At 64.1% G+C, this 13,955-nt stretch carries 12 protein-coding genes and 1 pseudogene; 7 read left to right on the forward strand and 6 right to left on the reverse strand.

Annotation, left to right across the window (positions count from 1 at the left end):
• Positions 1-27 precede the first annotated feature (27 nt).
• The 4 genes from Q7C30_RS10015 to Q7C30_RS10030 all read right to left on the reverse strand — a co-directional run bounded on the left by Q7C30_RS10015 (position 28) and on the right by Q7C30_RS10030 (position 4,032).
• Entirely contained in the window at positions 28-993 is a 966-nt protein-coding gene (locus Q7C30_RS10015; RefSeq protein WP_039581436.1) for a sulfonate ABC transporter substrate-binding protein, read from the reverse strand.
• Between the two features lie 85 nt (positions 994-1,078).
• Positions 1,079-1,672 (reverse strand): NADPH-dependent FMN reductase, encoded by a 594-nt coding sequence (gene ssuE, locus Q7C30_RS10020; protein ID WP_039581437.1) that lies wholly within the window; start codon positions 1,670-1,672, stop codon positions 1,079-1,081.
• Between the two features lie 225 nt (positions 1,673-1,897).
• Positions 1,898-2,536, reverse strand: a complete 639-nt coding sequence (locus Q7C30_RS10025; RefSeq protein ID WP_029612867.1) for a peroxiredoxin — start codon at positions 2,534-2,536, stop codon at positions 1,898-1,900.
• 164 nt (positions 2,537-2,700) lie between these two features.
• Entirely contained in the window at positions 2,701-4,032 is a 1,332-nt protein-coding gene (locus Q7C30_RS10030; RefSeq protein ID WP_029612869.1) for an OprD family outer membrane porin, read from the reverse strand.
• A gap of 540 nt (positions 4,033-4,572) precedes the next feature.
• Here Q7C30_RS10030 and tauA point away from each other — a divergent pair.
• The 4 genes and pseudogenes from tauA to tauD all read left to right on the forward strand — a co-directional run.
• Positions 4,573-5,481, forward strand: a pseudogene (gene tauA, locus Q7C30_RS10035) (taurine ABC transporter substrate-binding protein); the annotation flags it as partial.
• A 39-nt stretch (positions 5,482-5,520) separates the two neighbouring features.
• Positions 5,521-6,312 (forward strand): taurine ABC transporter ATP-binding subunit, encoded by a 792-nt coding sequence (gene tauB, locus Q7C30_RS10040; RefSeq protein WP_029612871.1) that lies wholly within the window; start codon positions 5,521-5,523, stop codon positions 6,310-6,312.
• On the forward strand, positions 6,309-7,148 hold the full coding sequence (tauC, locus tag Q7C30_RS10045; RefSeq protein ID WP_317871411.1) for a taurine ABC transporter permease TauC: 840 nt from the start codon (positions 6,309-6,311) through the stop codon (positions 7,146-7,148). Before tauB ends, tauC begins: the two co-directional genes overlap by 4 nt.
• Positions 7,149-7,177: 29 nt before the next feature.
• A complete protein-coding gene (tauD, locus tag Q7C30_RS10050; RefSeq protein ID WP_116889698.1) occupies positions 7,178-8,011 on the forward strand; it encodes a taurine dioxygenase in 834 nt (277 codons plus the stop codon).
• Between the two features lie 57 nt (positions 8,012-8,068).
• On the opposite strand, the gene betT is transcribed toward tauD, so the two are convergent.
• Together betT and epsC are read right to left on the reverse strand one after the other, a co-directional pair.
• Positions 8,069-10,030 carry a choline transporter BetT gene (betT, locus tag Q7C30_RS10055; protein ID WP_209435543.1) on the reverse strand — a complete coding sequence of 654 codons (1,962 nt, stop codon included), beginning with the start codon at positions 10,028-10,030 and terminating at the stop codon, positions 8,069-8,071.
• 268 nt (positions 10,031-10,298) lie between these two features.
• On the reverse strand, positions 10,299-11,231 hold the full coding sequence (epsC, locus tag Q7C30_RS10060; RefSeq protein ID WP_317871412.1) for a serine O-acetyltransferase EpsC: 933 nt from the start codon (positions 11,229-11,231) through the stop codon (positions 10,299-10,301).
• Between the two features lie 235 nt (positions 11,232-11,466).
• On the opposite strand from epsC, the gene tcyJ reads away from it, so the two are divergent.
• From tcyJ to tcyN, 3 genes are read left to right on the forward strand one after another with little or no spacing between them, the layout of a single operon-like run.
• Positions 11,467-12,261 carry a cystine ABC transporter substrate-binding protein gene (gene tcyJ / locus Q7C30_RS10065; protein ID WP_029612873.1) on the forward strand — a complete coding sequence of 265 codons (795 nt, stop codon included), beginning with the start codon at positions 11,467-11,469 and terminating at the stop codon, positions 12,259-12,261.
• Positions 12,261-12,926: a cystine ABC transporter permease gene (gene tcyL / locus Q7C30_RS10070; RefSeq protein ID WP_029612875.1), complete on the forward strand. Its 666-nt coding sequence runs from the start codon at positions 12,261-12,263 to the stop codon at positions 12,924-12,926. The genes tcyJ and tcyL overlap by 1 nt, the downstream gene beginning before the upstream one ends.
• A gap of 2 nt (positions 12,927-12,928) precedes the next feature.
• A complete protein-coding gene (gene tcyN / locus Q7C30_RS10075) occupies positions 12,929-13,690 on the forward strand; it encodes an L-cystine ABC transporter ATP-binding protein TcyN (protein ID WP_039581458.1) in 762 nt (253 codons plus the stop codon).
• Positions 13,691-13,955: the final 265 nt, after the last annotated feature.

Here is a 13,955-nt window from a genome sequence, read left to right on the forward strand (position 1 = left end):
ACGACGCTACGGCGCGCGTATCAGGGTTCAGGGCGCGCTGGCGACCTTGGCGGCCGGGGTCCAGATCACATCCTTGATGCTCAAGGGCTTGGGAATCAGCTTCAGGGCCTGGAAGGTGTCGGCGATCTTCTGTTGCGCGGCGACCACGTCGGGGCTCAGCGGCGCGGCGCCGTAGCCCTGGCGCTTGACCGAGGTGAGCGTGATGTCCGCCGGCAGGCCCAGCAGCGGCGCGACTTGATCGGTGACCTGCTGCGGGTTGGCCTGGGCCCATTGGCCCACTTCACGGACTTGCTCGATGAGCGTGCCGATCACGGCCGGGTGCCGCGTGGCGAAGTCTCGCGTGGCGAGATAGAACTGGTGGTTGTCGACCAGACCCTCACCATCACGCAAGGTACGAGCCTGCAATTGCTGCTCGGCGGCAGCCTGGTAAGGGTCCCAGATCACCCAGGCATCGACGCTGCCGCGCTCGAAGGCGGCGCGGGCATCGGCGGGCGGCAGGTACACCGGCTGGATATCGCTGTACTTCAAACCGGCGTCTTCGAGGGCGCGCACCAGCAGGTAGTGCACGTTGGAGCCCTTGTTCAAGGCCACCTTCTTGCCTTTGAGTTCCTTGACCGAATGAATCGGCGAATCCTTGGCCACCAGGATCGCTTCGCTGTGCGGGGCGGGCGGCTCGTAGGCCACGTAGAGCAGATCGGCGCCGGCAGCCTGGGCGAAGACAGGCGGGGTCTCGCCGGTGACGCCGAAGTCGATGGAGCCGACGTTCAGCCCTTCGAGCAGTTGCGGCCCACCGGGGAACTCGGTCCATTGCACGTCGATACCTTGCTCGGCCAGGCGCTTTTCCAGCGCGCCCTTGGCCTTGAGCAGCACCAGGGTGCCGTATTTCTGATAGCCGATACGCAGGGTATCGGCCTGGGCTTGGGTGATGACGCCGAAGGTCACGGCCGCCGCGAACAGGGCGACCAGACCACGACGCAAAAGGACGGTGCGCATGGCGCTCTCCTGTGCGAATGAGGTTCGGGTTGCACCTGCTTGCCTCGTTGACGGGCGAGTAAGGTGGCGAAACGGTGAAGCGGGTTCAGATGCTCCAGCGAGCGCTGATCAGGCGTTCTTCGAGTACGCCCGGCGCCAGCGGCCTGGGCCGTCGGGCCAGGGCGGCGTGGAAGGTCTGCAGCGAGTCCAGCAGGCGCGCCTGCAGGGGCTCGGTCAGGCGCGCGGGCTGGCTGGCGTCGGCGTAGGCGACCTGGCTGTCGTCGGCGAAGATCCCTTGCAGGGTTTCCTGCGCCTTGAGCGTCGACAGCACGGGTTTGAGGGCATAGTCCACGGCCAGCATGTGGGCGATGCTGCCGCCGGTAGCGATGGGCAACACCACCTTGTGTTCCAGGGCGCGCTCGGGCAGCAGGTCGAGCAGCGTCTTCAGCGCGCCGGAGAAGGAAGCCTTGTACACCGGCGTGGCGACGATCAGGCCGTCGGCCTGGGCCACCAGTTGCTGGAAGTGTTGTACCTGGGGGCTGTCGAAGCGCGCATGCAGCAGGTCTTCGGCAGGGAATTCCCGCACCTGGAAAGTCACCACTTCCACGCCGCGATCCTGCAACCACTGGCGCGACTGTTCGAGCAGCACGCCGGAACGTGATCGTGTACTGGGGCTGCCGCCTATTGAAACAACCAGCATCTGAACGATTCCTTGAATGGATTTCCGGGGAGGACCCCTTGGGATGACTGCGACATTAGCACTCGATGTCATATATCCATAAATCATATTTTTTCATTTATTTATTCTTTTATCTGATATGCGACAACAGCGGTGCGCGACCACTTTCACTGAAACTCACCCATAAAAAAGGGCCGTCGAAACGGCCCGAGTACCCTGCATGGCTAAGAGCAGTGCAACGAGAATTCAGCGATTGGGTTGCGGCGTCAGGCGCAAGTAAGGCTTCACCGCCCGATACCCTTTAGGGAAGCGCTGGCGGATTTCTTCCTCGTCCTTGAGCGAGGGCACGATCACCACGTCGTCGCCATCCTGCCAGTTGCCCGGCGTGGCCACTTTGTGGCTGTCGGTCAGTTGCAAGGAGTCGATCACCCGCAGGATCTCATTGAAATTGCGCCCGGTACTGGCCGGATAGGTGATGGTCAGGCGCACCTTCTTGTTCGGGTCGATCACGAACAGAGAGCGGACGGTGAGGGTATCGCTGGCGTTGGGGTGAATCAGGTCGTAGAGGTCCGACACCTTGCGGTCGGCGTCGGCGATGATCGGGAAATTCACCACCGTGTTCTGCGTTTCGTTGATGTCCTCGATCCACCTGTGGTGCGAATCGACCGGGTCCACCGACAAGGCGATGGCCTTGACGCCGCGCTTGGCGAACTCATCCTTGAGCTTGGCGGTCAGGCCCAGCTCGGTGGTGCAGACTGGGGTGAAGTCGGCCGGGTGCGAAAACAGCACGCCCCAACTGTCGCCCAGCCACTCGTGGAAGCGCAGGGTGCCGACGCTGGAATCCTGTTCGAAGTCGGGGGCGATGTCGCCAAGTTTGAGGCTCATGGAAGCGGCTCCTGTGCATGTCTGGCCTTGTAGGATCGACTGTGCCTGCTTCCGAACAAAAACAAAAAGAATAGATCACGATTTATTTATAACTATTTTGCACATCGAATCGCAGGCATAAAAAAGCCTCGCAAGGTGCGAGGCTTCTTGGGTGTCGCTACGACTTACATGAAGTTGTAAGTGTAGTTGACGATGAAGCGGGTCTGGTCCTGATCGGCCAGCGAGCTGGTGCCAGTACCACGGTAGACACCGTGACGCAGGGTGGCGCCCAGGCCTTTGAAGGTACCTTGCTGGATCACGTAGTCGATGCGCGCGTCGCGCTCCCACTCGCTGAAGGTGCCATTGCCGTTGGCGTTCTTGCCGTCTTCGCCTTTGAGGTAGGAAACCGAAGCCTTCAGGCCCGGTACGCCCAGACGTGCGAAGTCGTAGGAGTACTGACCGAAGGTGGTGTTCTCACCGGCCTTGGCGAACTGGTTGATCATGCTGTCGGTGAACAGGTAGAAGCTGGCACCGCCGGCGCCTTCCGGACGACCGTTGCCGTCGCGAACGCTGCCTTGGTTCAGCCAGACGAAGCCACCGTCGTCGTTGACGCGCTGATGACCCAGCAGGAAGGCGTGACCACCCAGGGTATAGGTGAAGATCGCCGACCAGGTCTTGTTGTCGACCTCGCCCGGGGTCTTGGCATAGCCACCGTTGTTGTTGAAGTTGTAGCCACCGCCCTTGCCGTTGCGGCCGTCGCTGCTGCTGTCGAAGTAGCGCAGGTCGGTCTTGAACGACTGGTCGTCGGCGATCTTGAAGACGTGGGTGGCGCCCAGGAAGTTCTGTTTGTAGAAGTCTTCCAGGTTCGAGTAGTAGTACTGCAGGGTCAGGTCAGGCGTGAGCTTGTAGTCCAGACCACCGAAGCGGAACTTGTTGCTGTCTGCAGTGGCACCGTTGACCGACAGGCCGGTACGGTTGCTCGACGCGCGACCCATGGCGTGGGTCAGCTGACCGGCGTTGATGGTCAGGTTGTCGATTTCTTTCGACTGGATGGTGCCGCCTTCGAAGGTCTGTGGCAGCAGACGACCGTCGTTGGAGACCAGGATCGGCAGGTTCGGGGCCAGGGCGCTACCGAAGTGCACTTCGGTCTTGGAGAAGCGGGCCTTGGCGTTGGCGCCCAGGCGTGCCCACTGGCTGGCAGAGGAACCGTCGCTGTCGCTCGGGAAGAAGCTGCTGTTGTCCGGGTGCTTGCCACGGCCGCCGTCGAGGTGGATACCCCACAGTGCCTGGGCGTCGACGCCGAAGCCAACGGTGCCCTGGGTGAAACCGGAGATGTAGTCGAGCTTGAAGCCCTGACCCGACTCACGGTTGTCGGCACCGCCATCGCGGTTGTCGTTGTTGAAGTACATGGTGCGCGAGCTGACGGACAGTTTGCTGTCCTCGATGAAGCCGGCGGCGCCTGCTTGTTGGGCGAGAACCCCCACTGCCACGGCCAGGGCCAGGCTGGACTTGTACATGCTTTGCTCCTCTACGTTCTAATTTTTGTACTCTCCAGGCGGTGGGATCTTCATGCCCCACTCACCCCGGGTAAGCGATTTAGCACCAAGGTGTGACCGGTAAGTCAATCGTTACCGGGTATTACACGACTTTGGTCTAAGGCTTCCTGCGCTACAGGATAATGACAATCCTATAAATCCAAAATGACCGTTTTGTGAAACGGTCAGATTATTACGGAATAACGATGGAACCTTCAGCTGCTTTTGTTGTATCGGCGCGACGGCTGATCGCTGAAGGTTATGTGCAAACCTTTGCCTGTCACATTCGAACAAAAGTCGTCAGAGCTTAGCCTTTCACGAAAATTTCACAAGGGCTCGATGACCGCTTCGAGCACAAAAGATTGCTGCCTAAGCTAATTCTTAAAAGTTATTTATTTTTGATTTCTTAGATCATTTAGGCTCGCCGTCATTCTTTCCAGCTTGACGCGAGGTTCGCCCATGCCATCCCCTGCCCTGCCGCGCCTGTTCGCCACTTTGCTGCTCGGCAGCCTGGGCGGTCTCGCCCAGGCTGCCGACGTGACCGTGGCCTACCAGACCACCGTCGATCCGGCCAAGGTCGCCCAGGCCGCCGGTCGCTACGAACAGGCCAGCCACGCCAGCATCGATTGGCGCAAGTTCGACAACGGCGCCGACATCATCGCCGCCGTGGCCTCCGGCGACGTGCAGATCGGCTACCTGGGTTCCAGCCCGCTGGCCGCCGCCACCACCCGCAAGGTGCCGGTGCAGACCTTCCTGATCGCCACCCAGATCGGCGCCGGTGAGGCGCTGGTCGCGCGCCAGGGCATCGATACGCCGCAGGATCTGATCGGCAAGAAGGTCGCCGTGCCCTTTGTCTCCACCGGGCATTACAGCCTGCTGGCGGCGCTGAAAGCCTGGAACATCGACCCCGCCAAGGTGCAGATCCTCAACCTCGCACCGCCGGCGATCATCGCCGCCTGGAAGCGCGGCGACATCGACGCCACCTATGTCTGGGATCCGGCCCTGGGCGTGGCCAAGGAAACCGGCAAGGTGCTGATCACCTCCGGCGAGCTGGCGCAAAAAGGCGCGCCCACCTTCGACGCCTGGATCGTGCGCAAGGACTTCGCCGAGCAGCACCCGCAAATCGTCAAATCCTTCGCCCAGGTCACCCTCGATGCCTACGCCGACTATCGCAAGGATCCGCAAGCCTGGCTGGCCGATGCGCACAACGTGAACGCGCTGGCCAAGTTGTCCGGGGCCAAGGCCGCCGACATCCCTGGCCTGCTGCAAGGCAACGTCTATCCGCTGGCCGCCGAGCAGAAGGCCTTGCTGGGCGCGCCCACCACCGAGGCGCTCAGCCACACCGCGGCCTTCCTCAAGGAACAGGGCAAGGTCGAGGCGGTGCTGCCGGACTACGCGCCCTACGTCACCGCCCAGTACCTGCCCGACTGATCAGTTGAAGGCGCCACGCGGCGCCAATCGGAGCCCGCCATGGCCTTGCTCGAACTGGAGCGCATCAGCGCACAGTACCCCGGCGCCAGCACCCCGGTGCTGGATGACATCAACCTGACCCTGGCCCCCGGCCAACTGCTGGTCGCGCTCGGCCCCTCGGGCAGCGGCAAGACCTCGCTGCTGAACCTGATCGCCGGTTTCGTCGCGCCCAGCGGCGGGCGCATCACCCTCGATGGCCAACCCGTGCGCGGCCCCGGCGCCGACCGTGGCGTGGTGTTCCAGGACGACGCGCTGCTGCCCTGGCAGACCGTGCTCGGCAACGTCGCCTTTGGCCTGGAACTGGCCGGCATTCCCCGCGCACAACGTGAAGCCAAGGCCCGCGAGATGCTGGCCCTGGTCGACCTGGCCGGGTTCGCCGAGCGGCGCACCTGGCAACTCTCGGGCGGCCAGAAACAGCGCGTCGGCCTGGCCCGCGCCCTGGCCGCCGACCCACGGCTGTTGCTGATGGACGAGCCGTTCGGCGCCCTCGATGCCTTCACCCGCGAGCAGATGCAGACCTTGTTGTTGCAGGTGTGGCAGCGCACGGCCAAGCCGGTGCTGCTGATCACCCATGACATCGAAGAAGCGGTGTTCCTGGCCAGCGACCTGATTCTGCTGGCACCCAATCCGGGACGGGTGGTCGAGCGCCTGCAACTGGACTTCGGCCAGCGCTACGCCGCTGGCGAATCGGCACGGGCGATCAAGTCCGACCCGCGCTTCATCGAAACCCGCGAGCACGTGCTGTCGCGCGTGTTCGCCCAACGCGGTGTGCACCGCGAGGAGTCCGCATGAATACGCTGGAGCTGCCGGTCACCGGCAAAGCGCATGCCTCGGCGTCGCCCACCGTCAACCTACGACGTGCGCTGTCGACTCGCTGGATCAGCGCCCTGACCCTGGCCAGTCTGCTACTGGCCTGGTGGCTGGTGACGGCCGCCGGCTGGGTCGAGCCGCTGTTCCTGCCGTCGCCCGGCGATATTCTGGTCAAGGGCTGGGTGCTGCTGACCCAGGGCTACATGGACATGAGCCTGTGGCAGCACCTGAGCGCCAGCCTCGGGCGCATCGGCGCCGCCCTGCTGGCGGCCACGCTGACGGCCATTCCGGTCGGCGTCGCCATCGGTTGCAACCGCGTGGCGCGCGGCGTGCTCGACCCGCTGATCGAGTTCTACCGGCCCATCCCGCCACTGGCCTATCTGCCGCTGATCGTGATCTGGTGCGGCATTGGCGAGCTGTCGAAGGTGTTGCTGATCTACCTGGCGATCTTCGCCCCGATCGCCATCGCCACGGCCACCGGTGTGCGCACCGTCGATCCAGCGCGGCTGCGCGCCGCGCAGTCGCTGGGGGCGAGCCGGGCGCAACTGATTCGCCATGTGATCCTGCCCAGCGCCCTGCCCGACATTCTCACGGGCGTGCGCATCGGCCTGGGCGTCGGTTGGTCGACCCTGGTCGCCGCCGAACTGATCGCCGCCACCCGCGGCCTGGGCTTCATGGTGCAGTCGGCCGCGCAGTTCCTGGTCACCGATGTGGTGGTGCTCGGCATCGTGCTCATCGCGCTGATCGCCTTCGCCCTGGAAATGGGCCTGCGCGCCCTGCAACGCCGCCTGGTGCCTTGGCACGGACAGAGCCACTGACCTTCGCCCCCTGCATAGCGAGCCCCGACATGAGCCTGACCCTCACTCCCCTCAGCCCGGCGCTGGGCGCCCAGATCGACGGCATCGACCTGTCGCGCGAGCTCCCTCCCGAGCAGCGCGACACCCTCGAACAGGCCTTGCTCGAGCACCAGGTGCTGTTCTTTCGCAAGCAATTCATCACCCCGGCGCAGCAGGCGCGTTTTGCCGCGCACTTCGGCGACCTGCACATCCACCCAATCTACCCCAACGTGCCAGAAACGCCCCAGGTGCTGATCCTCGACACGGCGGTCACCGACGTGCGCGACAACGCCGTCTGGCACACCGACGTGACCTTTCTGCCGACCCCGGCGCTGGGCGCGGTGCTCAGCGCCAAGCAAGTGCCCGCCTATGGCGGCGATACCCTGTGGGCCAGCGGCATCGCCGCGTTCGAGGCACTGTCGGCACCGTTGCAGCGACTGCTCGACGGCCTCAGCGCCACCCACGACTTCACCCGCTCGTTTCCGCTGGAGCGCTTCGGCAGCACAGCCGAGGACCTGGCACGCTGGGAAGCCACCCGGCGCAATCATCCGCCGCTGTCGCACCCGGTGGTGCGCACCCACCCGGTCAGCGGACGCAAGGCGCTGTTCGTCAACGAAGGCTTCACCACGCGCATCAACGAACTGGCCGAACACGAGAGCGAGGCGCTGCTCAGGCTGCTGTTCGCCCACGCCACGCGGCCGGAGTTCAGCATCCGCTGGCGCTGGCAGGAGGGGGATGTGGCGTTCTGGGACAACCGCGTGACCCAGCATTACGCGGTGGACGATTACCGCCCGCAACGGCGGGTGATGCACCGCGCGACGATTCTCGGGGATGCGCCGTTCTGAACACCTGCGCAGGTCACCCTCGACCCGCGCAGGCCTTCACCACGACAACGCCGCGTGCTACCTGACCAGATGCAGGAACTGCATGTGCCGCTCGTACTGGTCGAGGATGTCGTTGATGATCTGCTCCTTGCTGTAGCCGACCAGATCGTAGTTCTGACTGCCCTCGGCCAAGTGCACCTCGGCGCGGTAGTAACGGCGGTTCTTCAATTCCTGCGCGCCCAGGCCGCCCAGGGCGAAGGACGGGGTGAAGTAGCCGCGCATCTGCACTTGGTAGATGAAGGGCTGTTCCTCACCGTGGCCGACCTTGAGGCTGACGTTGTCATGGCTCGGGTCGTCCTGGGTGATCAGGGTCAGCCCCTTCTGCTCGAACACCTCGGTCACATCGGCGATCGCCGGACGCACCACGTCGTCCATGAAGCGGTACACCTCGTCGCGCGATGGGAAGTGCACCGCCTGGCTCAGACGGTGCCGCCAGCCACCCCGGCCACGGCGGGTCTGGGCGAACGGCGCCAGCGAGTGCATCTGCGCGATGCGCCGCTGGCTCTCCAGGTAGAACGCTTTGTGCAGCCCCCACATCATGCACAGCAGAATCAGCGAGAACGGCAACGAGGTGAGCACCACCGCCGACTTGAGCGAGTCGATGCTGCCGGCGAACAGCAGCGCACTGGTGACCAGCGCGGTCATCGCGCCCCAGAAGATCCGCAGCCAGTTCGGGCCGTCTTCGTCGGCGTCCCCGCCCTTGGCCGACAAGGTCGACAGCACCACGGTGCCGGAGTCGGCGGAGGTGACGAAGAACACGAAGCTGATGAACACGGTGACGGCGATCACCGTCTTGCTCCAGGGGTAGGTTTCCAGCAGCAGGTACAGGCTCATGGACGGGTTGTCCAAGGCTGACTGGCCCAGCGCGGTCATGCCGTGATTGATGACCTGATCCAGGGCACTGTTGCCGAAGATCGACATCCAGGCCAGGGTGAAGCCCAGCGGAATCAGCAGCACGCCGAAGACGAATTCACGGATGGTGCGCCCGCGCGAGATGCGCGCGATGAACAGCCCCACGAACGGCGACCAGGCAATCCACCAGGCCCAGTAGAACACCGTCCAGCCGCCCAGCCAGTCACGGTTCTCGCCGTAGGCATAGACGTCGAAACTCTTGCGCGGCAAGGCGCCCAGGTAGTCGCCCAGGTTCTGGATCAAGGTATTGAACAGGTGCTGGGTGGGACCGGCGAACAGCACGAACAGCAGCAGCGCGCAGGCCAGGAACAGGTTGATGTCGCTCATCACCCGCACGCCCTTCTCCACCCCGGCGACCGCCACGGCCACCGCCGCGCCCATCATCAGCACGATCAGCAGCACCTGCACCCATTGGCTGTGGTCGATGCCGAACAGGTAATCCAGGCCGGAATTGAGGTGCAGCACGCCGAAGCCCATGTCCGCGCCCAAGCCGAACACCGTGGCGATGATGCCGAAGCCGTCCACCGCATAGCCGATCGGCCCGTTGATGCGCTTGCCGATCAGCGGATACAGCGCCGAGCGCAGCGCCAATGGCAGGTTGTGGCGGTAGGCGAAGTACGCCAGGGCCATGCCGACGAAGGCGAACACGCCCCAGCCGTGCAGGCCCCAGTGCAGGAACAGGATCTGCATGGCCTGGCGCCCGGCCTCGACCGTGCCCGCTTCGCCCTGGGGCGGCTGCAGCATGTGGGTCAGCGGTTCGGACACGCAGAAGAAGAACAAGGTGATGCTGATGCCGGCGGCGAACAGCATGCCGGCCCAGGACAGGTAACTGAACTCGGGCTCGTCATGGTCGGCGCCGAGCTTGATCTTGCCGTAGCCGGACACGGCCGTGACCACCACGAACACCAGGTACAAGGTCATGGCCAGCATGTAGTACCAGCCGACCGTGTTGGCCGCCCAGTTCTGCGCGGCCAGCAGCCAGTCGCCCGCCGCCTGGGGGTTGGCGATGACGACGAGACCGAAGATAAGGATGAAGCTTGCCGCGAAATAGAACACCGGCGGGTTCATGCGGACCTTGCCGTTGGCAAGGGAAGTGGTCGGTGCACTCATGGACGGCGCACCTCGACAGCGGTGAAAAGGTTCGGGTTGAACGGGTTCAGCAAAGGGAATCCTCCTGTTGAACACCGGCAGCGGACCAGCGTTTTAAATTGAACAAGCGTTCAAGTTAAACACGGTTCGAGCTTCGATGCGACCGTTGGCCGCTGACCGGGCGAGTGATTGACCTTGCTTTTTCGCCAGCAGTTCCAGGCTCATCGCCACAGGAACCGCTGATCCCTCACTGCTTGTCCTGACAATCCAACTGCAAATTAGCCTGGGTGATATTGCTCTCGGCCGGCACGCTGCGGGTCAGCCAGACGTTACCGCCGATGGTCGAGCCCTTGCCGATGGTGATGCGCCCGAGGATGGTCGCACCGGCGTAGATCACCACGTCGTCCTCGACGATCGGGTGCCGCGCCAGGCCCTTGTGCAGGGTGCCGGATTCGTCGCTGGGGAAACGCTTGGCGCCCAGGGTCACCGCCTGGTAGATACGCACCCGCTCGCCGATGATCGCCGTCTCGCCGATCACCACGCCCGTGCCATGGTCGATGAAGAAACTCGGGCCGATCTGCGCGCCGGGGTGAATGTCGATGCCCGTGGCCGAGTGCGCCAGCTCCGAGCTGATCCGCGCCAGCAGCGGCAGGCCGGCTTTGTACAGGTGGTGCGCCAGACGGTGATGGATGATCGCCAGGATGCCGGGATAGCACAGCAGCACCTCATCGACGCTGCGCGCCGCCGGGTCGCCGTGATACGCCGCCAGCACGTCGGTGTCGAGCAGCACACGCATCTGCGGCAGGGCAGCGGCGAAACCCTGGATCAGGCTCAAGGCGTGGGCGTCGACATCCTCGACGTCGACAGTGCCGTGCCGCGCCGCATAGCGCAGTTCCAGGCGCGCCTGGGTCAGCAGCGAGGTGAGCGCGGCATCCAGGGTGTGCCCGACATAGAAGTCTTCGCTTTCCTCGCGCAGGTCCACCGGGCCCAGGCGCATGGGAAACAGCGCGCCGCACAACTGTTCGAGGATCTCGCGCACCGCCTCGCGCGACGGCAGCTCGCGACCGCCCTGCTTGTTGCTGCAGCGGCCATTGCGGCTGCGCCACTGGTCACGGGCCTGGCGCAGCTCGCTGACGATGGTCGGCAATTGCCAATGGCCGATGGAAGGATGTTCGCTCACGGTGGTCTCCTGGCTGGCGGCGGCCGGATGAATCGGCGCAGATGATAGGCGAATCACTCTACGGCAATTCTTCCCTTGGAAAAAACACCGCTTTATTCCATTCTGCGCCGAGTGCCGCAGCCCCGGTGCGCAGCTCCATAGCGCAACGGAATAACGGCTTCGTTTTTAGTATTTCCCGAGCTAACGGCTCACCCCTATAGTCGCCACCTACTCTAACAACAGTGCGGGAACAGCCATGACTCGACTCACCAAGCCCCTTCTGAACGCCAGCCTGGCCCTCCTGCTGGGCGCCGGCCTGTTCAACGCCGCCTTCGCCGGCGAGGAACTGAAGACCATCCAGGAAAAAGGCGTGATCAACGTCGGCCTGGAAGGCACCTACCCACCGTTCAGCTTCGTCGACGAAAACGGCAAGCTGGCGGGCTTCGAAGTGGAACTGGCCGAGCTCCTGGCCAAGCAATTGGGGGTCAAGGCCAAGGTTCAGCCGACCAAGTGGGACGGCATCCTCGCCGCGCTGGAATCCAAGCGCCTGGACGTGGTGATCAACCAGGTCACCATCTCCGAAGAACGCAAGAAGAAGTACGACTTCTCCGAGCCCTACACCGTTTCCGGCATCCAGGCGCTGGTGCTGAAGAAGAAGGCCGAGCAGTTGAACATCCAGACCGCCCAGGACCTGGCGGGCAAGAAGGTCGGCGTGGGTCTGGGCACCAACTATGAACAGTGGGTCAAGCAGGACGTGCCCAAGGCCGACGTGCGCACCTACGAAGACGATCCAAGCAAGTTCGCCGACCTGCGCAACGGCCGCATCGACGCCATCCTGATCGACCGCCTGGCGGCGCTGGAGTACGCGCAGAAGGCCAAGGACACGCAACTGGCCGGCGCTGCCTTCTCGCGCCTGGAGTCCGGCGTGGCGCTGCGCAAGGGCGAACCGGAGCTGCTCGCGGCAATCGACAAGGCCCTGGAAACGCTCAAGGCTGACGGCACGCTGGCCAAGCTGTCCGAGAAATACTTCGGTGCCGATGTCACTCGATGATGCCTGAGACCCTGCAACTGGTGATCGACTCCGCGCCCTTCCTGCTCAAGGGCGCGGGCTACACGGTGCTGCTCAGCGTCGGCGGTATGTTCTTCGGCCTGGTGCTGGGCTTCGCCCTGGCGCTGATGCGCCTGTCGAAGATGCTGCCGCTGGACTGGCTGGCGCGGCTCTACGTCTCGTTCTTCCGCGGCACGCCCTTGCTGGTGCAGTTGTTCGTGATCTATTTCGGCATGCCGCAGATCGGCATCGAGCTCGATCCGATCCCCGCCTCGCTGATCGGCCTGTCGCTGAACATGGCGGCGTACATCTGCGAGATCTTGCGCGCCGCCATTTCCTCCATCGACCGGGGCCAATGGGAGGCGGCGGCCAGCATCGGCATGACCCGCACCCAGGCCATGCGCCGGGCGATCCTGCCCCAGGCCATGCGCACCGCCCTGCCGCCGCTGGGCAACAGTTTCATCTCGCTGGTCAAGGACACCGCCCTGGCCGCGACCATCCAGGTGCCGGAGCTGTTCCGCCAGGCGCAGTTGATCACCGCGCGCACCTTCGAAGTGTTCACCATGTACCTGGCCGTGGCGGTGATCTACTGGATCCTCTGCAGCGTCCTGGCCTACTTCCAGAACCGCATGGAAGCGCGCGTCAACCAGCATGACCAGGAGCACTGAAGATGATCGTCGTAGAGGGCCTGACCAAGCAGTTCAAGGGCCAGACCGTGCTCAAGGGGATCGACCTGAACGTCGCCGCCGGTGAAGTCATCGCCATCATCGGCCCCAGCGGCTCGGGCAAGACCACCTTCCTGCGCTGCCTGAACCTGCTGGAGACGCCCGATGCGGGGCGAATTCGCATCGGCGACATCGACATCGATGCCGCACGCCCGCTCAGCGCTCAGCAAAGCGCCATTCGGCGTCTGCGCCAGCAGGCCGGGTTCGTGTTCCAGAGCTTCAACCTGTTTCCCCACCGCACCGCCCTGGAGAACGTCATCGAAGGGCCGGTGATCGTCAAGAAGACCCCGCGCGAGCAGGCCGTGGCCTTGGGTCGTCAACTGCTGGCCAAGGTCGGCCTGGCCGGCAAGGAAGACGCCTACCCACGGCGCCTGTCCGGCGGTCAGCAGCAGCGAGTGGCCATTGCCCGCGCCCTGGCCATGGAGCCGCAGGTGATCCTGTTCGACGAGCCCACCTCGGCCCTCGACCCGGAACTGGTGGGCGAGGTGCTGGCCACCATCCGCGGCCTGGCGGAGGAAAAGCGCACCCTGATCATCGTCACCCACGAAATGAGCTTCGCCCGCGACGTGGCCAACCGCGTGGTGTTCTTCGACCAGGGGGTGATCGTCGAGCAGGGCGAGGCCAAAGCGCTGTTCGCCAACCCGCAGCACGAGCGCACCCGCCAGTTCCTGCGCAAGTTCCTCGGCACCGCCGCTGCGCAAGACTGAACCAAGGCGGCGCAACACCCCTTGCAACTCCCTGTCCTGATGCGTTCTGAAATCTTCAGCGGCCCAGTAGGAGCGGCCTTGTGTCGCGATTGGACCGCAAAGCGGTCCCGGCAATGCCTGCGGCAAGCTGAAAACCTGGGACCGTTGCGAGGTCCCAATCGCGACACAAGGCCGCTTGTATGGTGATACTCGAAGGGGTGGTGGGACGAAAAGGCCGAATCTGACTGTCCACAAACAGTACAGACCGTGGGAGACCTCGCCCCAC

It is taken from the genome of Pseudomonas sp. RAC1 (assembly GCF_030658255.1).
In the GTDB taxonomy this organism is placed as follows: domain Bacteria; phylum Pseudomonadota; class Gammaproteobacteria; order Pseudomonadales; family Pseudomonadaceae; genus Aquipseudomonas; species Aquipseudomonas boreofloridensis.